General features: G+C 62.4%; 21 protein-coding genes and 1 tRNA gene. 12 read left to right on the forward strand and 10 right to left on the reverse strand.

Features of this window, described 5'->3' with window-relative positions:
- Positions 1 to 152 precede the first annotated feature (152 nt).
- From DKB74_RS01175 to DKB74_RS01195, 5 genes are all read left to right on the forward strand, one after another.
- Positions 153 to 2963: a TonB-dependent receptor gene (locus DKB74_RS01175; RefSeq protein ID WP_109806288.1), complete on the forward strand. Its 2811-nt coding sequence runs from the start codon at positions 153 to 155 to the stop codon at positions 2961 to 2963.
- Between the two features lie 34 nt (positions 2964 to 2997).
- On the forward strand, positions 2998 to 3999 hold the full coding sequence (locus DKB74_RS01180; RefSeq protein ID WP_239987323.1) for an alpha/beta hydrolase: 1002 nt from the start codon (positions 2998 to 3000) through the stop codon (positions 3997 to 3999).
- 236 nt (positions 4000 to 4235) lie between these two features.
- Entirely contained in the window at positions 4236 to 5651 is a 1416-nt protein-coding gene (uxaC, locus tag DKB74_RS01185) for a glucuronate isomerase (protein ID WP_109806290.1), read from the forward strand.
- Entirely contained in the window at positions 5648 to 7117 is a 1470-nt protein-coding gene (locus tag DKB74_RS01190) for a mannitol dehydrogenase family protein (RefSeq protein WP_109806291.1), read from the forward strand. Before uxaC ends, DKB74_RS01190 begins: the two co-directional genes overlap by 4 nt.
- 56 nt (positions 7118 to 7173) lie before the next feature.
- A tRNA-Leu gene (locus DKB74_RS01195) sits at positions 7174 to 7260 on the forward strand.
- 35 nt (positions 7261 to 7295) lie between these two features.
- On the opposite strand, the gene dmpG is transcribed toward DKB74_RS01195, so the two are convergent.
- Genes dmpG through DKB74_RS01220 form a run of 5 tightly spaced genes read right to left on the reverse strand, consistent with a single transcriptional unit; the run spans position 7296 to position 12129 of the window.
- Positions 7296 to 8333: a 4-hydroxy-2-oxovalerate aldolase gene (gene dmpG, locus DKB74_RS01200; RefSeq protein ID WP_109806292.1), complete on the reverse strand. Its 1038-nt coding sequence runs from the start codon at positions 8331 to 8333 to the stop codon at positions 7296 to 7298.
- Between the two features lie 11 nt (positions 8334 to 8344).
- Positions 8345 to 9283, reverse strand: coding sequence for an acetaldehyde dehydrogenase (acetylating) (locus DKB74_RS01205; RefSeq protein ID WP_109807039.1), 939 nt, complete (start codon positions 9281 to 9283; stop codon positions 8345 to 8347).
- An 11-nt stretch (positions 9284 to 9294) separates the two neighbouring features.
- Complete coding sequence (locus DKB74_RS01210; protein ID WP_109806293.1) at positions 9295 to 10086, reverse strand: fumarylacetoacetate hydrolase family protein; 792 nt, start codon at positions 10084 to 10086, stop codon at positions 9295 to 9297.
- On the reverse strand, positions 10073 to 10903 hold the full coding sequence (locus tag DKB74_RS01215) for an alpha/beta fold hydrolase (RefSeq protein WP_109806294.1): 831 nt from the start codon (positions 10901 to 10903) through the stop codon (positions 10073 to 10075). Before DKB74_RS01215 ends, DKB74_RS01210 begins: the two co-directional genes overlap by 14 nt.
- Positions 10904 to 10917: 14 nt before the next feature.
- A complete protein-coding gene (locus DKB74_RS01220; RefSeq protein ID WP_109806295.1) occupies positions 10918 to 12129 on the reverse strand; it encodes an acyl-CoA dehydrogenase family protein in 1212 nt (403 codons plus the stop codon).
- A 285-nt stretch (positions 12130 to 12414) separates the two neighbouring features.
- Here DKB74_RS01220 and DKB74_RS01225 point away from each other — a divergent pair, with 285 nt between their 5' ends.
- From DKB74_RS01225 to DKB74_RS01255, 7 genes are all read left to right on the forward strand, one after another.
- Positions 12415 to 13338, forward strand: a complete 924-nt coding sequence (locus DKB74_RS01225) for a VOC family protein (protein ID WP_109806296.1) — start codon at positions 12415 to 12417, stop codon at positions 13336 to 13338.
- A gap of 169 nt (positions 13339 to 13507) precedes the next feature.
- Positions 13508 to 13978 (forward strand): Lrp/AsnC family transcriptional regulator, encoded by a 471-nt coding sequence (locus DKB74_RS01230; protein ID WP_109806297.1) that lies wholly within the window; start codon positions 13508 to 13510, stop codon positions 13976 to 13978.
- Between the two features lie 5 nt (positions 13979 to 13983).
- Positions 13984 to 14445: an Lrp/AsnC family transcriptional regulator gene (locus tag DKB74_RS01235; RefSeq protein ID WP_109806298.1), complete on the forward strand. Its 462-nt coding sequence runs from the start codon at positions 13984 to 13986 to the stop codon at positions 14443 to 14445.
- A 370-nt stretch (positions 14446 to 14815) separates the two neighbouring features.
- Positions 14816 to 17095 carry a TonB-dependent receptor gene (locus DKB74_RS01240; protein WP_161956764.1) on the forward strand — a complete coding sequence of 760 codons (2280 nt, stop codon included), beginning with the start codon at positions 14816 to 14818 and terminating at the stop codon, positions 17093 to 17095.
- Between the two features lie 75 nt (positions 17096 to 17170).
- On the forward strand, positions 17171 to 19090 hold the full coding sequence (locus tag DKB74_RS01245; RefSeq protein ID WP_205007829.1) for a DUF3604 domain-containing protein: 1920 nt from the start codon (positions 17171 to 17173) through the stop codon (positions 19088 to 19090).
- 52 nt (positions 19091 to 19142) lie between these two features.
- On the forward strand, positions 19143 to 20084 hold the full coding sequence (locus tag DKB74_RS01250) for a peptidyl-prolyl cis-trans isomerase (RefSeq protein ID WP_109806300.1): 942 nt from the start codon (positions 19143 to 19145) through the stop codon (positions 20082 to 20084).
- Positions 20085 to 20086: 2 nt separating this feature from the next.
- Positions 20087 to 21085 carry a HupE/UreJ family protein gene (locus DKB74_RS01255; protein WP_109806301.1) on the forward strand — a complete coding sequence of 333 codons (999 nt, stop codon included), beginning with the start codon at positions 20087 to 20089 and terminating at the stop codon, positions 21083 to 21085.
- Positions 21086 to 21131: 46 nt separating this feature from the next.
- Here the strand turns inward: DKB74_RS01255 and DKB74_RS01260 are convergent, their stop codons facing one another.
- The 5 genes from DKB74_RS01260 to DKB74_RS01280 form a co-directional block, all read right to left on the reverse strand.
- Positions 21132 to 22001 carry an SDR family NAD(P)-dependent oxidoreductase gene (locus DKB74_RS01260; protein ID WP_109806302.1) on the reverse strand — a complete coding sequence of 290 codons (870 nt, stop codon included), beginning with the start codon at positions 21999 to 22001 and terminating at the stop codon, positions 21132 to 21134.
- Positions 22001 to 22804 carry an acetoacetate decarboxylase family protein gene (locus tag DKB74_RS01265; protein WP_109806303.1) on the reverse strand — a complete coding sequence of 268 codons (804 nt, stop codon included), beginning with the start codon at positions 22802 to 22804 and terminating at the stop codon, positions 22001 to 22003. Before DKB74_RS01265 ends, DKB74_RS01260 begins: the two co-directional genes overlap by 1 nt.
- 64 nt (positions 22805 to 22868) lie before the next feature.
- Entirely contained in the window at positions 22869 to 23876 is a 1008-nt protein-coding gene (locus DKB74_RS01270; protein WP_161956765.1) for a Rieske 2Fe-2S domain-containing protein, read from the reverse strand.
- A gap of 103 nt (positions 23877 to 23979) precedes the next feature.
- Positions 23980 to 24885: a LysR family transcriptional regulator gene (locus tag DKB74_RS01275; protein ID WP_109806304.1), complete on the reverse strand. Its 906-nt coding sequence runs from the start codon at positions 24883 to 24885 to the stop codon at positions 23980 to 23982.
- Positions 24886 to 24947: 62 nt separating this feature from the next.
- Positions 24948 to 26141 carry an amidohydrolase family protein gene (locus DKB74_RS01280; RefSeq protein WP_109806305.1) on the reverse strand — a complete coding sequence of 398 codons (1194 nt, stop codon included), beginning with the start codon at positions 26139 to 26141 and terminating at the stop codon, positions 24948 to 24950.
- Between the last annotated feature and the right edge of the window lie 3 nt (positions 26142 to 26144).

The raw sequence follows: 26144 nt of genomic DNA on the forward strand, positions 1-26144 counted from the left end.
GCTGGGCAATAACTAATGACACCGGTTACCAATAAGACCGGATTAGGGTTGAGGTGATCCTGGAGAGCGCAAGCGACAGGCAAAGATCGCGTCGCCTGCAATGTTCGTGGACACCGGTGTCACTCTATCAAGAGGCAGAACGGGGAGGTTCCATGAAACGCAGATTTTCCCAAATATCGCTCAAATCGGCGCTGCTGGTAGGCAGCGCGCTGATGGTGCCGCAAATCGCTTGGGCGCAGGACAGCGCGCCGCAGCCCGGCACGTCCGGGCAGGACGTGGTCGAAGGCGCCGAGATCATCGTCACCGGCTATCGCGAATCGCTCAATGCCGCAGTCGCGGCCAAGCGCGACGCGACGTCGCAGGTCGATGTGATCCTGGCCGAGGATATCGCCAAATTCCCCGATCAGAATCTGGCCGAATCGCTGCAGCGTATCCCCGGCATTTCGATTCAGCGCGATGCGGGCGAAGGCCGCGCGATTACCGTTCGCGGCCTGGGCGCGCAGTTCACGCGCGTCCGCGTCAACGGCATGGAAACGATCGCCACATCGACCGATGGTGCATCGGCCAACCGCGACCGCGCATTCGATTTCAATGTGTTCGCTTCCGAACTGTTCAATTCGATCGTCGTGCACAAGACCGCCGAAGCGTCGCTGGATGAAGGTTCGCTGGGCGCGGTTGTCGATCTCAACACCGGCAATCCGCTTGCCTATGATCCCGGCTTCACGTTCGTCGCTTCGGCGCAGGCGCGGTATAATGATCTGGGCAACGACATTGCGCCGCGGCTTGCCGGGCTGATCGGCTGGACCAATGCGGACCAGACATTCGGCGTTTCGGCATCGGTGGCGTGGAGCAAATATACGACGCTGGAGCTGGGCAACAACACGGTCCGCTGGCAACAGGCGTCGTTCGGATCGGTCAACGGCACCCCCTGCTATGCGGGCGGCGCCTATGTCTCCAGCGCCGATTGCGATGCAGCGGCGCTTGCCTTTCACCCGCGCATTCCGCGCTATGGCGAGGTGAGCCACGATCGCGAACGCCTTGGCGCGACTGCGTCGATTCAGTGGGCGCCGAGCGATCGGACGCATATTTCGATCGACGGCCTCTATTCGGACTTCAAGGAAGACCGAGACGAACATTGGGCCGAAGTGCTGTTCCGGTCGAACGAGAAGTCGATTTCGCTGACCAGCTATACGCTCGATTCGGCGGGCAACATGGTCGCGGGCACGGTCGACAATGCATGGGTTCGCACCGAGCGCTATCATCGCGAAAGCGAAACCGAATTCTATCAGATTTCGGGCAAGATCGATCAGGAGTTCAGCGATTCCTTCCGCGCCACGCTGCGCGGCGGCTTTTCGCGGTCGGACGCCGATATCCCGGTCGAAACCACGCTGATCTTCGATGATCGCGACGCGACCGATTACAGTTTCGATTATTCGGACATGTACAAGCCGGTGCTTTCGTTCGGCGCAGGGATCGACGATCCCACCGCGTTCCAGCTGGCCGAATTTCGTGACCGTCCTTCGTCGCTGACCAACAAGTTCCAGACCTTCGGACTGGACCTTGCCTATGACGTGGTCGAAGGCTTCACGTTCAAGGCGGGCGGCATCTATCGCAAATATACGTTCGATACGGTCGGCTATCGCCGCGACAGCACCTATTGCGCGGCGTTCGCTTGTGCCCCGGGACAATATGGCATGCCGGTGACCGGCAGCATCGCCAATATCTTCAACCTGGGCGATGCAGGGCAGCCGTCGGGAACGACCACCAGCTGGGTCGAGCCGGATCTGGATGCCGCCGCCGATGCAGTGGGCCTGTATGCGCGCACGCCCGGCCTGCAACAGGGCGAGCAGCGCTACGTCAGCGAAAAGGTGACGGGCGGCTATGGCCAGGTCGATTTCGAAACCTGGCTGCTGGGCATGCGGATCACCGGCAATGCGGGCGTGCGCTATGTGCACACCGAGCAGCTGTCGAGCGGTTTCAACAGCGGCAGCTATGTCACGGTCGAGCGCAGCTATGACGATGTGCTGCCCTCGTTCAACCTCAACCTGCATCTGCGCGACGACCTGATCCTGCGCGGAGCGATTGCCAAGGTGATCACGCGTCCGTCGTTGGGCAGCCTGACGCCGGGCGGCTCGGTCGACCAGTTCAACTATTCGATCAGCTCGGGCAATCCGTATCTCGATCCCTATCGGGCGACGACGTTCGATGCCGCGCTCGAATGGTATTTCGCACCTGGCGCGATCGTGTCGGTGGCGCTGTTCGCCAAGCAGATCGAAAGCTTCCCCATCTCCAGCACCTTCACCGGAACCTATGCGTCGAGCGGTCTGCCGACGTCGCTGCTGACAGTGGGTACCCCGGCCTATAACGCAGTCGTCGATACGACGAGCGGCAGCTATAACCCGAATATTCCGTTCACATTCAAGACGAGCGTCAACGGACCGGGTGCCGATCTTAAGGGCGTCGAATTCGCCTTCCAGCTGCCCTTCTCGGTCTTCAGCGAATCGCTCGGCGATTTCGGCGTGCTCGGCAACGTCACGCTGGTCGACAGCAATGTCGATTATACCATGTCGCTGCCCGGGACGAGCGTGAACCCGTCGGGTTCGATCAGCTCCGGCGGAACGGCGATCTATTCGCGGCCGCTGCTCGATCTTGCGAAAACCGCTGCGAACGGGACCATCTATTACGACAATGGCCGCCTCTCGATCCGCGCTTCGGTCGCCTATCGCGGCGAATATGCCGACGGCACCAGCGGCAATTTCAATATCTTCGAAGGCTATGGCGACACGACCAATGTCGATGCCTCGATCCGCTACAAGCTGACCGAGCAGATCGAATTGTCGATCGACGGGACCAATTTGCTCGACACCTATCGCAAGCGCTGGGTGAACGAGCCGTCGAAGCGCAATTACGAATATAACCATTTCGGGCGCGTGTTCATGGCCGGCGTCCGGGTGCAGATATAGTCTGGTCGACAGGAAAAATGGGGGAAGCCCGCACGTGAACCGGGATCGCAGATCGTTGCTCGGTGCGGGCTTTCTTGTCGCCATGACTGGCGGCGGCGGCGTCCTTGCCCAGACGGTGCCGCCGCATGCCGATGGCGGGGATCCGCCGGGGCTTCCCCAACCGACCGAGACGATCGACCTGTGGCCGGGCGGCGCGCCGGGAATGCCCGCCAACCCGCCCCGGGAAGTGACGACCGAACGATCGACCGACGAACTCGTCACCGATCGGGCGGTACTGGGCATCACCAATCCGCGCATGGCGGTATTCCGTCCCGATCGCCCCAATGGCGCCGCGGTGCTGCTGTTTCCCGGCGGCGGCTATCGCCATGTCGTCGTGGACAAGGAAGGCTATGAAATGGCGCGCTGGCTGGCCGCGCGCGGTTTCACGGCCTTTGTGCTTTTCTATCGCTTGCCGGGCGATGGATGGGCGGCGGGCCCCGATGTCGCGCTGTCGGACGCGCAGCGCGCGATCCGCCTGATCCGCCATCGGTGCCGGACCTATGCCATCGATCCCGAGCGCGTTGCGATCATGGGTTTTTCCGCCGGCGGGCATCTGTGCGCCGATCTGAGCACGCGTTTCGCCACGGCGACCTATCAGCCGGTCGATGACGCCGACACGCTTTCGGCCAAACCGATCTGCGCGGCGCCCATCTATCCGGTCGTGTCGATGGACGCCGCCGTTGCGCATGCCGGATCGCGCGCGCTGTTGCTGGGACCCAACCCTGGCCCCGCACTCGAAGCCGCGCATTCGCCGGACCGCAACGTGCCGGCGGATGCGCCGCCGCATTTCCTGCTCCATGCCGAGGATGATGATGTCGTGCCGGTTGCCAATACGCTGCTGCTCCACGCGGCGCTGAAGGCGAAGGGTATCCGCGTCGAAGCGCATCTGTTCGAACATGGCGGCCACGGCTTTGGCCTGCGCAAGGCGATCGGCAAGCCGGTCGAGGCATGGACCGATCTGTGGCGCGCCTGGGCACGCAATACCGGACTGGGCTGAACATGATCGCGTGCAGACAGGCAATTTTCGGGGCTAGGGAGCTTGCCGTTCGCGCTGGTCGTTGCGGCGGAGAGGGAAGGGGCGGGCTCCACCCTCGACGCCGGTTCCGGCCTGCTGATCTGGCAGTCGCGCAGACCGGGCCTTATGCCGCCGGACATGATGAAGCGATATTCGGCGATTTCCGTTTCGAAACGCTTGCCTGAACTAGCGTGCCCAGTGTCGACAGGACCCGATCGATGACCCAGCTCATGCTCCATCCCGACCGGCTGTTTCCCGCCGGGGAAAATGTCCGTGCGATTGCGCGCCGCCTCTATGCGCAGGTGAAGGACCTGCCGATCGTCAGCCCGCATGGGCATACCGATCCGTCCTGGTTTTCGGAAAACGCTGCGTTCGGCGATCCGGCGCAATTGTTGATCGTGCCCGACCATTATGTGTTCCGGATGCTCTATAGCCAGGGTGTCCGCCTTGAGGATCTGGGCGTGCCGCGCCGCGATGGCGGGCGGATCGAAACGGACTCGCGCGCGATCTGGCGGCGCTTTGCCGCGCATTATCCGCTGTTTCGCGGGACGCCGTCGCGCATGTGGCTCGACTGGGTGTTCGCTGAAGTGTTCGGGCTGGACGAAGTGCTGAGCGCCGCCAATGCGGATCACTATTTCGACACGATCGACGCGGCGCTGCGCACCGATGATTTCCGTCCGCGTGCGTTGTTCGAACGGTTCAATATCGAGCTGCTCGCGACCACCGAAGGGCCACTCGACTCGCTCGACCATCACCGCGCGATTGCGGCGAGCGGATGGGGCGGGCGCGTCATCACCACTTATCGCCCCGACCCGGTGGTGGACCCGGAGTTCGAGGGGTTCGCCGACAAGCTGGCGCAATTCGGCGCGATCACCGGTGAGGATGTGTCTAGCTGGCAGGGCTATCTCGCCGCGCATGAAAATCGCCGCGCCTATTTTCGCGATATTGGTGGCGCGACCGCGACCGATCACGGCCATCCCAGCGCCGCTACGGCGGACCTGTCGGCGGACGATGCCGCGGCGCTCTATGCCCGCATCCGCTCGGGCAGCTTCACGCCGCAAGAGGCCGAGCTGTTCCGCGCGCAGATGCTCACCGAAATGGCGGGGATGAGCCTGAAGGACGGGATGACGATGCAGATCCATCCCGGCGCATTCCGCAACCATAATGATGCGGTGATGGCGCGGTTCGGGCGCGACAAGGGTGCCGATGTGCCGAGCGGCACCGAATATGTCCGCGCGCTGCGCCCGCTGCTCAATCGCTATGGCAATGAAGCGGCGCTGACGATCATTCTCTTCACACTCGACGAAGACAGCTATTCGCGCGAACTCGCGCCGCTGGCGGGTCATTATCCCGCGCTGCGCATCGGGCCTCCCTGGTGGTTCCATGACAGTCCGGAGGGGATGCGCCGCTTCCGCGAGGCGACCACCGAAACCGCCGGTTTCTACAACACGGTCGGGTTTAACGACGACACTCGCGCTTTCCTGTCGATCCCGGCGCGGCACGATGTCGCGCGGCGGATGGATTGCGGCTTTCTGGCGCGGCTGGTCGCCGAACATCGCCTGCCCGAGGATGAGGCGCATGAAGTCGCGCATGCGCTGACCTATGACCTGGTGAAGAAGGCGTACCGGATTTGAGGCTTTCGCAAGCGACGCTGGGCGATTTGCCCGACGCGATATTGCGCCCCGGCTATGACCGTTGCGCCGTGCGCAGCGGTGTCGTGCACCTGGGCATCGGCGCGTTTCATCGCGCGCATCAGGCGGCGGTGTTCGAAGCCGCGCTCGAATCGGGCGACCCGCGATGGGGCATTACCGGCGTCTCGCTGCGTTCGGCGGGCGTGCGCGACCAGCTGGCGCCGCAGGACGGGTTCTATACCCTGGTGACGCGCGAAGGCGACAGCGAGCAGGCCTGCATCATCGGCGCAGTCGGCACGCTCATAGTCGCGCCGGAGGACCCTGCCGCCGTGGTTGCCGCGCTGGCATTGCCCGACACGCATATCGTGACGCTGACCGTGACCGAAAAAGGCTATCATCTCGATCCCGCCACCGGCGCGTTGCGCACCGGGGATGTCGATGTCGCGGCGGATATGTCATGCCTCTCGGCGCCGCGCACCGCGCCGGGTTTTCTGGTCGCGGGGCTGGCGCGGCGTCGCGCGGCGGGGCTTGCGCCCTTCACTGCGATCTCCTGCGACAATGTGCCGCACAATGGCGAGCGACTGCGCGCTGCGGTGCTCGCCATTGCCGAAGCGCATGATCGCGACCTTGCCCGATGGATCGCTACGCAGGGGGCGTTTCCGCAGACGATGGTCGATCGGATCGTGCCGGCGACGACGCCCGACGATGTCGCGCGGCTGGCGACGCTGCTGGGTGTCGAGGATCGCGGCATGGTGAAGACCGAACCGTTCCTGCAATGGGTGATCGAGGATCATTTCGCGGGACCGCGCCCCGACTTCACGGCGCTGGGCGTGCAGCTTACGCCGCGTGTCGAACCCTGGGAGACGGCGAAGCTGCGCATGCTCAACGGAGCGCATTCGGGAATCGCCTATCTGGGCGGGCTGGCAGGGATCGAGACCGTCGATCGCTTTGTTGCGCTTCCCGCCGGCCGCCGGTTCGTTAAAGCCTTATGGGATGAAGCCGAAACGACACTTATTGTGCCACCCGGGCTCGACATCGCCGCCTATCGCGAAGAGCTGATGGCGCGTTTCGCCAATGCCGCGCTTGCCCATCGCACGCGGCAGATCGCGATCGACGGATCGCAGAAATTGCCGCAGCGGCTGCTCGCCACCATCGCCGCACGGCGCGCGGCGGGGCAGGGTTTCGACCGGCTCGCGCTTGCCGTGGCGGCGTGGATGCGCTGGCAATCGGGCGTGGATGAAAGCGGCGCGGCATTTGTGGTGGACGATCCGCTGGCGCAGCGCACCGCTGCGGCGCTGGCGGGCGCAAGCGACGCTGCGGCGCGGGTTCGGCGGTTGCTGGCGATCACAGAGATATTCCCGCCTGAAATGGCCGGTGATCCTGTCGTGGCCAATGCCCTTACGCGTCAGCTTACGGGCCTTGAAAGCCATGGGCGCGGCTGGTGGGATATTGTAGCGGAAACCGCCTGAATGGGGCGTTTCCGGTTGCGAGCCGTGCGGGAGCCGCTATAGGCTTGCCTCCCCGCGCGGGCGTGGCGGAATTGGTAGACGCAGCGGATTCAAAATCCGCCGTTGGCAACAACTTGTCGGTTCGAGTCCGACCGCCCGTACCATCTCTCAAATCGCCGGAAATGATACGGGCATAGCCTCAGGCTTTTTGCGCCGCGAGCATATCGAGAGCGACATCGGTGATCATGTCTTCCTGGCCGCCGACCATTTTGCGTTTGCCGAGTTCGACAAGGATGTCGCGGGTGTCGATGCCATAGGTTTCGGAGGCTTTTTCGGCGTGGCGCAGGAACGACGAGTAGACGCCTGCATAGCCGAGGCTGAGCGTTTCGCGGTCGACGCGGACCGGCCGGTCCTGGAGCGGGCGGACCAGGTCTTCGGCCGCGTCCATCAGCGCCATGACGTCGCAGCCATGGTTCCAGCCCTTGCGGTCCGCCGCGGCGATGAACACTTCGAGCGGCGCATTGCCTGCACCCGCGCCCATGCCGGCAAGGCTGGCGTCGATCCGTACCGCGCCCATTTGCGCCGCGACGATCGAGTTGGCGACGCCGAGCGAGAGATTGTGATGCGCGTGGATGCCGCGCTGCGTTTCGGGCTTCAGCACCCGGTCATAGGCGGCGAGCCGGTCGCGCACGCCGTCCATGTCGAGCGCGCCGCCTGAGTCAGTGACGTAGACGCATTGCGCGCCATAGCTTTCCATCAGCAACGCCTGGCTCGCCAGCGTATCGGCGTCGATCATGTGGCTCATCATCAGGAACCCCGACACGTCCATGCCCAGATCGCGCGCGATGCCGATATGCTGTTTGCTGACATCGGCTTCGGTGCAATGGGTCGCAACGCGCACCGATCGCACGCCGATGTCATAGGCGCGCCGCAGTTCCTCGGCAGTGCCCACCCCGGGCAGGATCAGCGTGGTGAGCACGGCGTTTTCGAGCACATCTGCAACCGCCTCGAGCCATTCCCAGTCGGTATGCGCCCCGAACCCATAGTTGAAGCTCATGCCGTTCAGCCCGTCGCCATGCGCGACCTCGATCGCATCGACTCCGGCCTTGTCGAGCGCGGCCGCAATGGCGCGGACATGATCGATCCCGTAATTGTGGCGGATCGCATGCATCCCGTCGCGCAGCGTCACGTCCTGGATATAGAGCTTGTCGCCCGAAGCGACGTCGAACCTGGCCATGTTCTCGTTCCTTACGCTGCTGTCGCTGCCATGCGCCGCTGCGCGAGCAGTTCGCCGGTTGCCTTGGCCGCCGCGGTCATGATGTCGAGATTGCCCGAATAGCTGGGCAGATAATCGCCCGCGCCTTCGACCTCGAGGAAGATCGATGTCTTCACTCCGGTAAAGTCGCCGCGTCCGGGGATGTGCAGCTTGTTATTGTCGCCATAGCGTTCGAACTGCACTGCCTGTTTCAGGCGATAGCCGGGGACATATTCCTGCACCTTCCTGACCATCGCTTCGACCGAGGCACGGATCGCGTCCTCATCGGCGCCTTCGGACAAGGTGAACACCGTGTCGCGCATGATCATCGGCGGTTCGGCGGGGTTGAGGATGATGATCGCCTTGCCCTTTGCCGCGCCGCCGACCTTTTCGATCGCATTGGCGGTGGTACGGGTGAACTCATCGATATTGGCGCGCGTGCCGGGTCCGGCCGAACGCGACGATACCGACGCCACGATCTCGGCATAATGGACCGTCGCGACCTGACTGACCGCCGCGACCATCGGGATGGTCGCCTGTCCGCCACAGGTGACCATGTTGACATTGGGCTGATCGAGATTGGCGTGCATGTTGACCGGCGGCACCGTGAACGGCCCGATCGCGGCGGGGGTCAGGTCGACCACCTGGATCCCGTCGGCGCGCAGCGCTTCGTCATGCAGCTTGTGCGCATAGGCACTGGTCGCATCGAACGCGATGCCGATCTCCTTGTAGCAAGGCAACTGCTTGAGCCCCTCTATCCCCTCATGGGTGGTGGCGATGCCATGTTCGCGCGCCATTGCCAGCCCTTCGGAAGCCGGATCGATGCCGACCACCGCGACCAGTTCCATATTCTGCGGATAGCGGATCATTTTCATCATCAGATCGGTGCCGATATTGCCCGAGCCGATGATCGCGGCCTTCACCCGTTCCATGCCCTGTTCCTTCAGATAAATTGCGCGGTGCACGATCCGATCACTGCGCCCTGTGCATCGGAAAGCACCATGTCGAACCGGTCGCCCGCCACTGCCGGAGCAAGCGGGACCAGCGATCCCGACAGGATCACGTCGCCCGCATCAAGGCTGACGCCATATTCGCCCAGCGTGTTCGCCAGCCATGCCACCGCCATCGCCGGATCGCCCTGCACCGCATGGCCATAGCCTTCGGACAGCGGCTCGCCGTTCTTGCGGACCGCGACATGCAGGTTGGGCAGGTCGAGCCCCGCCGGATCGATCCGCTCGGCACCCAGCACGAACACTCCGCACGATGCATTGTCGGCCACCGTGTCTACGATCCCGATCTTCCAGTCGGCGATGCGGCTGTCGACGATCTCGAAACACGGGGCGACTGCCTGGGTCGCGGCAACGACATCGGCAGGGGTCACCCCCGGACCCTTCAGCCCGTCGCGAAGGATAAACGCGATCTCCGCTTCGGCACGCGGCTGGATCAGCCGGTGTGCCCCCACATCGATCGCGCCTTCCACCCACATCGCATCGGTCAGAAACCCGAAATCGGGCTGATGCACCCCCAGCATCTCCTGAACCGCCGCCGAGGTAACTCCGATCTTCTTCCCCACCACATGCTCGCCATCGACAACACGGCGCTCCAAGACACCCAGGCTCACCCCATAGGCGTCATCAATGGTCAGGGAGTCGTCGGTCTCGCTCAGCGGCGGCAGTGTCCGACCTTCGCGCAGCGCCGCGTACAGGGCCGACGCATGCGAATCAGCCGAGCCCATTAAGGAACGCGACCGCATAGGCGTTGAACTCATCGCGACGCTCGACCTGGCACCAATGGCCGACCTTGGCAAAGCGTATTGCGCGGACATTGCAGCCGGCGGTGAAGAAATGCTCGACGCCGCTCGACGGACAGAATTTGTCCTCTTCGCCCCACATCACGAAAATGGGCTGCTCGATTTCGCCAAGACGCGGCCCGAGGTTCAGCGTCCGCATGCGCATCAGCACATCCTTGGGCTGTTTCCTGGCGACTGCGAACCGCTCGGCGATCAGTTCGTCGCTGATCTGATCGCGGAAATCGGGATGGACCAGCGCCGTCACCACCGCACGCTGGCTTTCGATCGTGAATTCCTCCGATATGAAGGCCTGACCCATCAGCGCGATACCCGGCATCTGGAAATATACCGGCAGTTCTTCGATAGAGCCCGGTGCCATCAGAATAAGGCCCCGGACGAATTCGGGGTGATCGAGCGTCAACTGTATTGCGATGGCGCCGCCCAGCGAATTGCCCACCAGCACGATGTTGTCGACACCCTGGGCAGCCAGCATTTCGTAGATCGTATCGGTGAAAAGCTGGAGCGTATAGTCGATCCCCTCGGGCTTTTCGGATTCGCCATATCCGACCAGGTCGGGCAGGAAGACGCGATAGCCCGCGGCCACGAACGCGGCATAGTTTCCGCGGAAGTTCGACAAACCGGATGCACCCGGCCCGCTGCCATGGAGGAAAACGCAGACAGGGCCGGTTTCCGGTCCCGCTACTGCGAAGCTGATTTCATAGCCGCTTGAGCCGGTATGGCTGCGACGTACCAGATCGGTCATCTTTATCTCTCCCCTTACAGAAACGCGAACGCGGGCGGCTGGCCGACAAGAACGCCGACCAGATCGGGGGAACGATTGTACGGATCGTTCGCGACATGCGCGCGCGCCGCCTGGAGATCGAGCCAGGGCTGAATGATCTCGCTCGACAAATAGATGGCGCGCCCGCCAAGCCGCTCGACCATGGCGTCCACCAGCTGCGCAAGGCGCTTGGCGACGGTCGAGGACTGATAGACGTACAAGGCCCGCTGTTCGAGCGTCATCCGTTCGCCGCGATTCATCATGTCCATGATTTCATCGAACTGGCGTTCCAGCGCGATTTCCATTTCGATCGTCTGCGCCTGCGCGGCGGCGATCGCACCCTGCAGCACCTGATCGTCCTTCGACGCCTTTTTGGTGTTGGTCGATACGCGGCTCTGCATGATGTCGATGGCGGCATCGATCGCCGCGCGCGCGCCGCCGAATGCCGACGAGCTTACCGAGCGGACGAACAACTGTGCCCAGGGCATCTGATAGAGCGCGCCGTCATTGACCGCATAGCCTGGGTTGTTGCCGAAGAAGGACGCTGCCGCGCTGTGCGTGCGATGTTCGGGAACGAAGACGCGATCGACGATGATGTGGTGGCTGCCGGTGCCCTGAAGCCCGAAAGTATGCCATTGGTCCTCGTCGATCACATAGTCTTTGCGCGGAAGCAGGAAGGTGCGCATGTCGACCGTGCCGCCTTCTTCCTCGGGCGGGACGAACGCGCCGAGCAGCACCCAGCCGCAATGCACGGAACCGCTCGAAAAGCCCCAGGTGCCGGAAAGATAGAAGCCGCCTTCGGTCCGTTCGACCTTGCCGACCGGCTGATATGTCGATGAGACGAGCATGTCGGGATCGTCACCCCACACTTCCTGCTGCGCCTTGTCGTCGAACAGCGCGAGCTGGAAGGGGTGGCATCCGACGACGCCATAGACCCAGCCGGTAGACATGCAGCCCTCGGCGAGATTCTTTTGAATCTCGAAAAACACATTGGGGTGCATTTCATAGCCGCCATAGCGTTTCGGCTGGAGCACCCGGAAAAAGCCCGCATCGACCATTTCCGCAATCGATTCGCGGGGGACGTTGCGTTCGGTGACGCATTTTCTCGCCCGTGCCTTGAGCGTGGGAATCATCGCTTTCGAGCGCGCAATCAGCGTTTCCGCGGAAGGCGCCTCGGCAGGCGCAGACGCCTCTGCCAGGGTTACCATTCAGACCTCCTCAATTCACGGCTGTGCCGCGTCGATATTATCCATACGCGAAGTTTGAATAGATATAAACTACGCAAATCGTCAATTGAAAATGCATATCGCTGAACATATACGTTATTGCGGACGCGATTCTTGTGCATATCGCGGTCTGGACGGGTGAGGGGCGGCCGCAAGGAGCTCGGGCGCAGACCATGTTGCTGCGACGGCGCCGCTCGGGCCCGGCAATGGAGAGAAACCGGAAGCGGCTCCGGCACTGCGGAGCGCGCCGACGTGAGGATCGAGAAAATGGCAATTGAATGTCTGGGCTATGTGATCGTGCAAACCGACAAGCGCGAAGAATGGGAAACCTATCTCTGCAAGGTAGTGGGCGCGATGAAGGGCGATGCTCCGGATGCAGGGGCGGATCATTATCGCATCGATCAACGCCCGTTCCGCTTTCGCATCGTCGATGCGGGCGGCGACGGGGAGCTGCTGATTGCGGCGGCATACCGAATCGATTCGCGCGACTCGCTCGACGCGCTCGCGGGCCGGCTTGAGGCGGCGGGTCATGCGGTGCGCTGGGGCGGCGCGGAAGAAGCGAAGATTCGCGGCGTCGATGCCTTTTTCTCGGTCGCGGACCCGGCCGGCAACGGGCTGGAATTCTATGCCGGCGATTCGGTGAGCGACGAACCCTTTGTCTCACCGATCGGCGTGGCGGGATTCGTGACCGGCGAACTGGGTATGGGCCATGCCGTGTTCGCGGCGCCCGAATTCGACAAATCGTACAAATTCTTCAACGAAATTGTCGGCTTCCATCCGACCGACCTGCCGCGCTTCCACTTTCTGGGCACGCCGGACGATCCGGGTATTCCGTTCGCGTTCATGCATGCCGATAACGGGCGGCATCATTCGATCGCGTTCGGGCAATTGCCGCCGATGCCGGGCGGTTGCGTCCATCTGATGCTGGAAATGACGACGCTTGAGGATGTGAAGGCCTGTTATGCGCGCATGTCGGAATTCGGCGTCGCGGAATCGGCATCGATCGGCAAGCACACCAACGACAAGGTCACGAGCTTCTATATGAAGACGCCGTCGGGGTTCGATATGGAGGTCGGCCATGACGGGCTGGTGATCGATCCGGCCAATTGGGAAACGACCAGCCATGACACGCCCAGCGAATGGGGGCATGAATGGGCGTGGATGAAGATGATGGTCGGCGCCGGCGCCTGACGCGATCGCTTGGGGGCGGCGCCATGTCGCCCCCTAACGTTTCGCGCCGTCACGCTACGCGATCCGCGCCAGCAGTGGTGCGATTCCAGGTTTTTTCGAAAATTCATTGACCTCTCAGCCCGAAAGGGTCGAGAGAGGACGCTTCAAATCAAGTGAGGCAGCCTGACACTTGTCGGACAGGTACGACAATAAACTCGACGCAACCGATCGCGCGATTATCGAGAAGCTCAGGGGGAACGGCCGCGCCACCAATCGCGAAATTGCCGAGGAATTGGGGCTGACCGCCAACACCGTATCCTCGCGCATTCGCCAGATGGAATCGGCAGGGCAATTGCGCGTGATCGCGGTGTCGGATTTCGCGGCGCACGGCCATAATGTGCTGATCCAGCTGGCGATTCAGCTCGATAATCGACCGGCGGCCGAAGCCGCGGTCGAACTGGCCGGGTTTCCCGAGGTTTTCGCGGCGCATATCGTCAACGGCAATTACGATATCGACCTGCTGATCGCGGTCGAGGATTTCGACGCGCTGAAGCGCTTCATGCTCGAACGCCTTTCGGGCGTGCGCGGCATTCGTTCGATGACGCCGTCCATCGCGGTGGACATCGTCAAGTACAGCTTCGACCACGCGATTTCCGACTAGCCGCTATGACCAATCCGAATCTCGACGCGCTCGACAAGAAACTGATCGAACTGCTTGCCGAAGATGCGCGCATTTCGAACCGCAAGATCGCGGCCGATCTGGACGTCACCGAAGGCACGGTGCGCAGCCGTATCAAGCGGCTGGAGCGCGATAATCTGATCCGTTTCACGGCGATCACCACGCTTGCCCCCGGCGAACGGTTTCGTCTCGCATTCATTCGCGTGCAGGCCGAACTCGAAAAGATTCCGGATATCTGCAAGGTACTGGAACGCGATCCCAAGATCGGGGCACTGATCATCACGATGGGGCGCTTCAATCTGCTGGCGGCTACGATCTTCAACGATCTCGACGCATTGCACGCGATGGCGTCGGACAGGATCCTGTCGCTGCCCGGGGTGCATCACGTCGAAACTGTGATCGCCATTTCCACTATAAAATACGACCTTCGCGTCGCCCGCATCCTCTAAATTCGCGCGCTGAACAGAAGCGACGCGGCCGGGCCCTGTATCTTGCCCGGTCGAATGGTGGCGGCTGCGCGGGATTTTTTTGCGCATCGGATCGAGGGGACTGCACGCTTGTTGCGGCAAATGCGTCCCGATCTGACCGCGCATGCGTCGTGAATCGTCAAATAAATTACGAAAAACGCAAAGGTAGCGAACGCGGGCGATTGACCTGAAGCAAACGTAAAAATAGAGTGCCCACGCTACGAATCGTGCAGCGATGCATAAAGACATGATCATATAAGCGTAGCGAAGAGCCTTGAGAGGTCACGACATTGCAAGTCGGACCCCGGCCAATGGGAGGGATGGAATGGCAAATTCACGAATGATTCGATTCATGGCGATTCCGCTCGGTGCAATGCTGCTCGAGCCGGGAATTGCCTTTGCTCAGGACAGCACGGCACCGCAGGATCGTGCGAGCAGTGGGCAGGAAACTCCGGCGGGGGTGCGTCCCTCCGACGAAATCGTCGTCACTGCGCGCCGTCGCGAAGAGACGCTGCAGGACGTGCCGATCGCGATTTCCGTCGTGTCGCAGGAAGAGCTGACGCGCCGCAACCTGGAATCGGTCACCGATCTTCAGGCGTCGACACCGTCGCTCAGTGCGACTGGTCCGTATCGCAACACGCCGATCATCAGCATTCGCGGTCAGGGCGGTTTCACCCCCGGCGGCATCCCGGCGGTGATCATGTACATGAACGAAGTGCCGCTGCCGACCAGCGCGCAGGCGGGGTCGCCGGGCGGCGCGCTGGGCGCCAACGGGCTGTTCTTCGACCTGGAAAATGTGCAGGTGGTAAAGGGGCCGCAGGGCACCTTGTTCGGCCGCAACACGACCGGCGGCGCGATTCTGATTCAGAGCCGTCGTCCGACGATGGACTTTGGCGGGCATGTCACTGCGACCGCAGGCAATTATGGCGATCGCGAAATCGATGCGGCGATCAACATTCCGCTTGTTGCCGACCGCCTTGCGCTCCGCGTCGCGACCAATGCGCAAAAGCGTGACGGCTTCACCATTGCCCAGAGCACGCCGTCGCATCCCAACGGCCTCGACCTTGACGACAGCAATCATTTTTCGGTTCGTGGCTCGCTGCTCGCGCAGTTTGGCGGCGTCGAGAATCTGCTGGTCGCCGATTATGTGAAGGTCGATCACAACGGGGTTTCGTCGATCCTGAAATCGGTCAACCCTTCGCCGGCGCATCCGGTCAACCTGTTCTTCCCGGGAATGGCTGCGCAGTTGGCGGCCCAGGATGCCCTCGGCATCCGGCGTCAGGTGCCGCTGAGCGCCGACATGGGGGGCTTTATGCGTCGCTGGTCGGTCACCAATACGACGAGTATCGACCTCAGCGATACGATCACGCTGCGCAACATCTTTGCCTATAGCCGCTCGAAATATGCGCAGACGATCGACGGCGACGGCACCATCTATCCCGTGTTCGACCCGATCCAGTCGCAGTCGATCCCCTATGTCACGCGCCAGATCAGCAACGAGATCCAGCTCCAGGGGAACAGCTTCGGTGGCAATCTCGACTGGGTTGCCGGCTTCTTCTACCTGAACCAGCCCGAAGAGGATAATTTCACGCTTCACCGCAACGTCACGTTGGGGCGTCCGCGCGACGTGGGGTTCAAACAGTTCGAATCGTCCCGGGCTGTCTTTGCCCAGGGTGATTTCGACATCACCAACACGCTCAGCCTGACTGCCGGCGCCCGCTACACATGGGAAACGATCGGTCGCAAAAACAGGGAAACCCTGCTGAACGGCGCGTGCTTCTCACCTTTTGCGGGCGCTGATTGCACGCTGGCAAATTCGGGCGACTTCAAGGCGCCGACCTGGACGATCGGACTCAATTTCGCGCCGAACCGCGATACGCTGCTCTATGTCGTGTCGCGCCGGGGCTTTCGTTCGGGCGGGTTCAACCTTGCCGGTGACGTGCCGGTCGCCGATCAGGTGTTCGGCAAGGAAACGGTCACCGACATCGAACTGGGCGCGAAGCTGAGTTTCGGTTCGGGCGATTTCCGCTTCACCACCAATATCGCCGCCTATCGTCAATGGTATCGCGATATCCAGCTTCAGGAAACGACGATTTCGCCGGTCACGATGGGGCCGGTCACCGTCGTCACCAATGCCGGCGAGGCACAGATTGACGGTATCGAAATCGAAGGGACCGCCTATATCGGCGACCTGACGCTGAACGGCCAGTTCGCCTATACCGATTTCGATTATACCAAATTCTCGCCGGGCGTGATCCTTCCGGTCTATCCGACGGTCCCGCCGTACAAGTTCGGCGTGGGGGCGCAATATCGCCTGCCGCTGCCCAGCAGCATCGGCGATATTTCGATCTCGGCCAATTTCGACTGGCAGGACAAGACGCGGGTCGTGCCCTATGATGACCCCTTCTCGCTGAAGGACGCATATGGGCTGCTGACGCTGGGCGCCAGCTGGCGCAATGTCGGCGGCGAGCCGTTCGACCTGTCCTTCTTCATGACCAACGCCACCAACAAGGACTATGTGCTTGGCGGCCTGCCGCTCAGCAATACGCTCGGCGTTTCGACGCTGACCTATGGGGCGCCGCGCATGTATGGTTTCCGTCTCGGCTATCGCTTCGGCAACGAAGCCCGCTGAGTTCGGACAAGGACCCCGGCAGGGGGGTGAGGAAGACAATAAGCGGGCCGTTCGGCCCGTACGGGAGAGCAACCGGTGCAACAGAAGCGTAAATGGCTCCTTGTGGCTCCGGTTTGTCTCACCCCCCTGCTGCTGACATCCCAATTGCAGGGCACGGAGCCGGAAAAGCCGGCCCGGGCGCAGGTTCAGGAAGCTCCGGCGCCTGCGCCCACGCCTTCGCCGCGCATCTATCCGCCCCATCGCGCCGATCAGACCAGGACCAATCTCTATTGGGGCGACACGCACCTGCACACCAACTATTCGCCGGACGCCTATATCAACGGCAATACGGTGATGTCGCCGGACGAGGCATATCGCTTCGCGCGTGGCGAGGAAGTGCAGACCGGGTCGGGGCTGAAGGTCAAGCTGGGGCGACCGCTGGATTTCCTCGCGGTTACCGATCACTCCGAATATATGGGCATCCATGTCCGGCTGGCGGAACATGATTCCGCACTCGCCGACTGGCCGGTGGGCAAACGCTGGGCGGAGCTGCTCGCGCAGGGCAATCGCGTTCTCTACCTGCTCGACATGCTCAAGACGTTGCAGGACAATCGTCCCGAAGACGCCTTGCCCGATGGCGTGCGCGAAAGCGTGTGGCACGATGCGATGGCGTCCGCCGAACGCTATAACGATCCGGGACATTTCACTGCGCTGATCGGCTATGAATGGAGCGCGACGATTTCGGGCGACAATCTGCACCGCAACGTCATCTTTCGCGGCAATGCCGCCGATCTTGCGGGCACCCGGCCCTTTACGGGGCAGGACAGTCGTCAGCCCGAGGATCTGTGGAACGCGCTGCAACGTTATGAGAATGTCAGCGGAACCAAGGTTCTGGCGATCCCGCATAACGGCAATCTGAGCAACGGGCGGATGTTCGCACCGACCATGTCGGACGGAAATCCCTTTACCGCCGATTATGCGCGCCGCCGTGCGCGCTGGGAGCCGCTGGTCGAAGCGACACAGATCAAGGGAGATGGCGAAGCGCATCCCTATCTGTCGCCCGAGGACGAATTCGCCGATTTCGAAACCTGGGACGACAGCAACCTGATGGGCACGGTGCCCAAAAAGCCCGAGATGCTGCAATATGAATATGTCCGCTCGGCGCTCAAGCTCGGGCTGCAGCACGATAGCCAATTGGGGGTAAACCCGTTCAAATTCGGTCTTGTCGGCGGCACCGATTCGCACACATCGCTGTCGGCGATCGAGGAAGATAATTTCGTCGGCAAATTCTCGAACGGCGAGCCGTCGCCGACGCGGGCGATGGAGCATATGGCCGGGATGGGGCCGATCAACTGGGGGTTGGTCGCATCGGGCATCACCGCCGTCTGGGCGCCGGAAAATACGCGCGAGGCGATTTTCGACGCGTTCGAACGTCGCGAAGTTTATGCCACCACCGGCCCGCGCATGCAGGTGCGCTTCTTCGGCGGGTGGGACTTTACCTCCGACGATGCCGTGCGCCCGGATTATGCGCAGATCGGCTATGCCAAGGGCGTACCGATGGGCGGCGATCTGCTGCGTCAGCGACAGGGCGGGGCGCCGCGTTTCATGGTTGCGGCATCGAAGGACCCGATCGGCGCAAATCTCGATCGGGTTCAGGTCGTGAAGGGCTGGCTGGGCAAGGACGGCCAGTTGCACGAGCGTGTCTATGACGTCGCCTGGTCGGGCGATCGCAAGCCGGATGCAGAGACCGGCAAGCTGCCCGCCGTCGGCAATACCGTCGACGTCGCCAATGCGACCTATCGCAACACGATCGGTTCGGCCGAGTTCGCAACCACCTGGACCGACCCCGATTTCGATCCCGATTGCCGGGCATTTTATTATGTCCGCGTGCTCGAAATCCCGACGCCGCGCTGGACCGCATACGAAGCAGCCTATTTCCATATCACCCTGCCGGACGAAGTGCCGATGGTGATCCAGGAACGCGCCTATACCTCGCCGATCTGGTACACCCCCTGATCCGCGTGGCGGAACGCCGGCGGACAGGGGAAGAAGGGCGATCGGGGGCGGCATGACCAGTTCGGAAAAGGGCGGTCGTATCCATCGGATTTTGCGCGGGATGCAGCGGGAACCGCTGGTCCATTTTCTGGCCGTCGGATTGGTGCTGTTCCTCCTCTATGCGCTCGCCAATCCGGTCGGGGCCGATGCCGGCGAGCATATCGCGGTCGATCGGCAGCGATTGCTCGATTTCGTCCAGTCGCGACAGGCGACGGTCGACGATAGTGCGGGCAAGCGGCTGGAAAAGCTGACCCCGGCCGAGGTTCGCGCGCTGGTCGACGAATATGTCCGCGAACAGGCGATGTACCGCGAGGCCGAGCGGCTGGGGCTGGCGGATGAGGATTATCTGATCCGTCGCCGGCTAGCGCAGTCGCTCGACTTTCTCTATCGCAATATGGAGGGCGTGCCCAAGCCGACCGAACAGCAGCTGCGCGATTATTATGCGGCGCATATCGGTCGCTATGCGGCGGCGCCCGCCATCACTTTCTCGCATATCTATTTCAGCGGCGACCTGCACGGCTGGGACGGCGCGGAGCGGCTCGCGCGCCAGACGCTGCGCGCGATTCAGACGCGAGGAGAGGATGCCGTCCTGGCGCAACGCTGGCCGGGCGACCGCTTCGTTTATCAGCTCAACTATGCCGAGCGCGACAAGTCGCTGATCGCCAGCCATTTCGGGGTGCCGATGGCCGATAGGCTGTTTTCGATCGCGCCGCATATCGGCGAATGGCAGGGCCCGTTCCGGTCGACCAGCGGCTGGCATCTGGTGCGTATCGAGGAGCGCGACAGCGCCGGGCAGATGCCGTTCGAAGCCGTCGTCGTACAAGTGCAGCGCGATTGGGTGGAGGCGCAGAAACAGGCGCGGGCCGATGCGGGCTATGCGCGGCTGCGCGAGCGATATGATATCGGCGTTTCCCCGGAAATTCGCGGGATGATGACCGACAAGGCTGCGCAATAGTCATGTTGCGCGCGATGCTGGCGCTGTTGATGCTGCTATGCGCATGGCCTGCCGCTGCACATGAAAGCCTGCCGCTGGTCGTCGTGATCGAGGAACAGGCGCCCGACATTTTCGCGCTGCGCCTGCAATTGCCGCCTGCGATCGAGCGAGGGCAGGGGCCGCACTTCACGCTGCCCGAAAGCTGCACCTTGATGCGCGGTTCCGATCGCGGCGCGGGCACCGGCCTCTATCGGTGCGCAGACGGGCTGAGCGGCGAACAGGTCCGCTGGGCCTTTCCGGGCAAGACGCCCGCCATTCCCACGCTGGTGCGCGTCAAACGACTGACCGGCGAGGAGCGGACGATCCTCGCCGGGCCCGGCGAAACGCAGATATTGGTGCCCGATCGCGAAAGCTGGTCGGCGGTTGCGTGGCAATATCTGACGATGGGCGTCCATCATCTCCTGTCGGGATATGACCATCTGCTCTTCGTCTTCTGCCTGATCTGGATCGCCGGGTCGCCGAAGCGGGTGCTGAAGGCCGTGACCGGCTTCACGCTTGCCCATTCGGTGACGCTGATCCTGTCGGCGCTGGGACTAGTGCGCGTGCCGGTGCCGCCGGTCGAGGCGGCGATCGCGCTGTCGATCATGTTCCTGGCGCGGGAAATCGCCGTGGGGCGCCGGGAATCGCTGACCTGGCGGCACCCGATGCTGGTTTCGAGCCTGTTCGGGCTGCTGCACGGGCTGGGTTTCGCCGCTGCGCTGCGCGAAACGGGCATGCCGCAACTACATCTGCTCACCGGGCTGGCGGCGTTCAATATCGGCGTGGAGATCGGGCAGGTGGCGGTGGTGCTGCTGATCTTCGCGGCGATCGCTGCCGGGCGGCGGCTGTGGCCGATACTGGCCGAGCGGTTTCACTTGCCGCATCCCGCCAGTCTTCTCGCGCGCGGAGAGCAGGTCCTGCTGCTGCTGATTGGCGGATTGAGCGGCTTCTGGGTGATCGAGCGGACGATCGGTTTTCTTTAGCGCAAAGAAAAGGGCGACGTTTCCGCCGCCCTTCCTTGTCGTTTCCTCACCAGGCCGAGGGTGGGTTTTCGCGCGCGAGTATCTGTTCGGTCCGTGCGCCGACGGCGCGATCGGTGTCCTCGCTTTCCGGCACCATCCAGAAGCGCCCCTCGGCAACGCAGGCAAGTGCGAATTCCGACACTTCCTCCGGCTGGGTTAGCTTCATTTTCAGGCCCGTCGCTTCGAGCAGATCGTCCATCGATCGATAGGCGACCTTCTTTTGCGCTTCATTCTCGACATAATCGTCGGGCCGGACTTCGCCCGAAGCGAGAATGCCGGTGTTGACGGTATGCGGTCCGGGGAAGAGCAGCCCGGCCTTGAGCGTGCCGCCTTCGCGCAGCAATTGCTGGTGGAGCACTTCGGTGATGCTGGTCACGGCCGCCTTGGTCGCCGCATAGATCGGCGTGTTGGGCAGCGAATGCAGCCCGCCATTGGCCGAGGAGGTGTTGATCACCATCCCTTCCTCGCCGGCTTCCAGCATCTTCGGCACGAACGCCTTGATGCCGTGCACGACGCCCAGGACATTTACGTCCAGTCCCCAGCGCCAGTCGCTGAGCGGCAGATCCCAGATCTTGCGCTGCGATTCGCCCAGGCCCACCCCGGCATTGTTGAACAGCAGATGGACCGTCGGAAATTCGGCAAACACCGTTTCCGCCAATGCCTGGACCGAGGATTCCTTGGTCACGTCGCAGGTCAGGGCCAGCACGCGACCGCTGCCGAGCGCATCGATTTCGCTGCGTACTGCCTCAAGCCTGGCGGGATCGATATCGGCGATCACCACATGCGCTCCGGCACGGGCAAGGTCCGAACACAGACACTTGCCCACGCCGCTCGCGCCGCCGGTGACGACGGCAATTTTTCCGGAAAAATCCTGCATCAGGCGTCCTGCAGCTGCTTGAGTTCGAGCCCGACATTGGTCGGATTGTCGAACCGGCCGATCCAATGTTCGGCAATCCATTCGCCCGGTACGGTGCGCAATATCTGACCGCCGGTGCGCGTGCCGCCTTCGACATAGTTCATCGAAGTGATCGCGCGGACCGGAATATCGGCCAGCGGATCGAACGGCGATTCGCGCAGCGTGATCTTGCCGCCGGTCATGTCGCGCCGATCGCTGTAATTGCGTTCCCAGTTGAGCCGCGTGAGATAGACATCGCCGTCAAACTCGCCGGGCGTTTCGATCGCCATCAGCGCCTTGTAGCAGAACAGATGCTCGTCGAATTTGAGCGGCGCATCGACCTTGTCGCCGATCGTGCCTTCGATTTCGAAATAGGGGATGCCATGCCGGGTGCAGCTGGCGCGGAGCGTATCGCCGTTCCGTTCGAAATGGGTCTGCGCGATCTTCTTGGGCTCGCCGAAACGCTCGCGGCCGGACGTGACGATGCTTTCGCCCTCCATCGCCATATGGAAGCAATAGCCGCCCGGAGCGCCTTCATAGGTGCAGGTCGCGGCCATGGTCAGCGCGCCGATCTCGATCGCCTGGGTCTCGCTGACATGCATGGTGACGTGCATCATCTGCAGCCAGATTTCGGGGTCTTCGACCGGCTCGAGCGGCTTGGGCAGCAGCGCGGCGATCACTTCGCGATCGGTGTTATAGGTGGCGCGGATTCCATATACGGAATTGCGCAGCATTTCCGGGCCGCCCGAGGGGGTCGGGCCCTGGCGATAGCGAAGGCGTGACATGGCATTCTCCTGACGTCGTTATGATTGGTGCTGGCCGCCGCAGCGGGCGCGCGTAGCGGCGTTGCTATTCGGCAGCTTCCACCAGCCGCTGGCCGTGCGGCCCGTCGGCGTAGAATTGCTCGAAATATTTGCGGAAGCGCAGGATCGGCCCGTCGCCGTCGCACAGATAGGGGCGGTCGAGATGGATCTTGTTTTGCCAGATCGGAATATCGCCTTCGACACCGGTCTGGCCGCAGACATGCGCGATGGCGGACATCGTCGCGAATTCCTGCATCGTGCCGGGTTCGACCTTGGGATGCGTGAAATAGAAGCGCAGCTCGACATCATCGGCTTCGATCGGCGTAGCGATGACGAGCAGGCTGAGATCGACGATTCCGCTGATGCGCGTATATTTCTGGCCGGCGCCATTCTGTACGGTGACGACGTTGCTCGGCACCTGTTTTTCCTCGCCATCGACCGTGACGGTGCGGTGCCCGCGCGCAATGCTCTGGCGCTGGACGCCGCTATAGCTGGTTTCGCCTTCGGGCACGGCGTCCATCGAATGGACATAGGCGAAATGGGCGACGTCAACGCCGTTTTCGGCGATTTCCTGCGGGTTGCTGGCGAAACGCCATTCGCGCTTGGTCGGCTCGGCCCATTCGGGATCGGTGAATTCGGGATACTCGATCACGTCGAACATCGGCGCGATATTGTCGGGATGATACCAGGCCCAGATCACGCCCGATTTTTCCTCGACCGGATAGGCATGGGTCAGCGGCTCGCGCTTGGCGCGCGGCGGGAATGCCTTGGCATAGGGAATGGCGCTGCAGAAACCATCGGGGCGATAGGACCAGGCGTGGAAGGGGCAGCGGATGCTGTCGCCCTCGACCTTGCCGCCATGGCCCAGATGCGCGCCCAGATGCGGGCAATAGGCATCGAGCAGCCCCGCCTCGCCATTTTCGTTGCGGAACAGCACCAGTTCGCGTCCGAAATAATGGACGGGGCGAACATCGCCGACTGCGAGTTCGGCGCTGTAGCCTACCCCGAACCACCCGAAGGGAATGGGCATCGGGAAACGTTCGACCTGTGGCAAGCGTGGCTCTCCTATCGATATTTATCGGAGCCATACTATCTAAATTCTACGCAAACGTAAGATAATTCCGGTGCACGCTTTGTGTTTCAGCGTGAACAATGAGTCACAAGCGACGCGCAATCGTTCCTGCCATCGACGGGCGCACCTTCACGCGGGGGATGCTTTCGACCAGATAGTCGATGAACGCGCGCGTGGCGGCGGGCATGATGCCCGGCGAATAGACCACCCAGCATTCGCGGTCGTAATAGGACCATTCGGCATCGAGCGCGACCAGCGACCCGTCGTTCAGCGAATCGATCAATATGCTGACCGGCAGGCTGGCGATGCCCAGCCCGCGCCGTGCGGCGCTGCGCAAAGCGATGCCGCTGTTGCTGCGCCAGCGCGGATCGACTTTCACTTCGACTCCGTCGTTGAAGACGAAGGCGGAGGAAAGATCGGTCAGGCAATCGAATTTCTTGAGCGCATGGGGCGTGTCGGGCCAGCCATGGCGATCGACATAATCGGGCGCGGCGCACAGGCAGTGCGAGAGATAGCCGAACATCCGCGCCTTGCGATTGGAATCGGGCAGGATGCCATAGCGGATCACCAGATCGAACCGTTCCTGCGCGACATCGCCTTCGTCGAGATAGGCGATCGGTTCGATCTTGATACCGGGATTGGCACGGCTGAAATCGGCGAGCAATGTCGACATATAGTCGGAGCCGAAAATGTCGCTGAGCCCGATCCGCAGCCTGCCCACCGGATCGGTGCTATAGCGGCTGACGGCATATTCGGCGTTGCGCAGCCGTTCCTGCAGCGCCGCGCATTCGGCGTGAAACATCTTGCCGGCATCGGTGAGCGAGAAGCGCCGCGTCGTGCGGATCAGCAACTGTGCGCCCAGCCGGTCCTCAAGTTCCTGAACGGTCTTGCTGATAAAGGATTTGGACACGCCCAGTTTGCGTCCGGCCGCAGTGAAGCTGCCATATCGCACGACTGCCAGAAACTCTTCGATACCACGCCACTCGGACATAGGATTACCCCCGCCCGACGGATAGCGCCGGACGGGGGAATGCGAAACCTGACCGGAAATGGTTATTCGGCCGCTTGCTTGATGAAGCCATCCCGCTTGGGACCGATTTCCTTCGCGATTTTCCAGAGCGCATCTTCGTCCAGGTCATAGACTTCGAGTGCGTTGGTGCCGAGCATTGCCTGAATATCATCCTCCGGCAGCCCGCCCAGGCTTTCGACCATCTTGTCGAGCGTGTGCGGCCAGGTCCCTTCGGGATGCGGATAATCGGTGCCCCACAGGATCCGGTCGATGCCGATATCATAATAGGACTGCGTGGTTTCCTCGTCGGGCAGCGCCGAACAGCCGACCCACACCTGCCGCGCGAAATATTCCGACGGCTTCATGCTCATATTGGCATAATAATCGCCGAGCTTGCCGCTGGTGTGTTTGGCCGATGCGCGGATATCCATCAGCTGGAGGATCCAGGGGAACCAGAATTCGCCGCCCGCTTCGGTGAAGCAGACCTTGAGCTCGGGATATTCCTCGAACACGCCGCCGAAGGTCATGCCCCACAGAGGACGCGTCATCCAGAAGGCATATTCGCACAGATAGGTGCCGATCCAGCCGGGCTGGCTGATGTCGTAATTGGGCGCGGCGCCGGAGTGGAAATGGAGCGGAAGCCGCATTTCCTGAAGCATCGCCCAGATGCGGTGATATTTGGTGTGGTTATAGAGGTCGTAATCCCCCGAGAAGGACGGGAAGAAGACGCCCTTGAGGCCGTTCTGGGCAGCCCATTCGATCTCCTTCGCCGTCTCGTCGAGATCGTAGAGCGCGGGAATGACGGCCAGGCCGATGCGGCGATGCGGATCATCCTGGCAGAATTCGGCGAGCCAGCGATTGTGCGCGCGCGCCCCCGCCCATTGCAGCTCGGCGCGCTCCGGCGACGGCTTGAGGCCGATATCCGCGCCAAAGGGCGGCGCGTTGCGTTCGGTGATGCCGTCGGGAAACAGGACTTCGGCGGCGACGCCGTCGCCGTCGAGCACGCGGTTGCGCGTTGCGCCGTCCCATGCGCCGGCCAGGCCGTCGCCGACCTTGGCGCGCCATTTGGTATTGAAATCGTCGATCAGGAACTGCTTCTCATGTTCCTCGCGCGCCTTGATCTCCAGCGGCACGGTCTCGTCGAAAATCTTGTGATATTTCGATTCGAGATAGTCGCGATAGCGTTCGGGGGGGAGGCCGGCGTGGCCGTCCGACGAGATTACGAGATAGCGGTCCATGAT

Source organism: Stakelama portus (genome assembly GCF_003171655.1).
Taxonomy (GTDB): domain Bacteria; phylum Pseudomonadota; class Alphaproteobacteria; order Sphingomonadales; family Sphingomonadaceae; genus Sphingomonas; species Sphingomonas portus.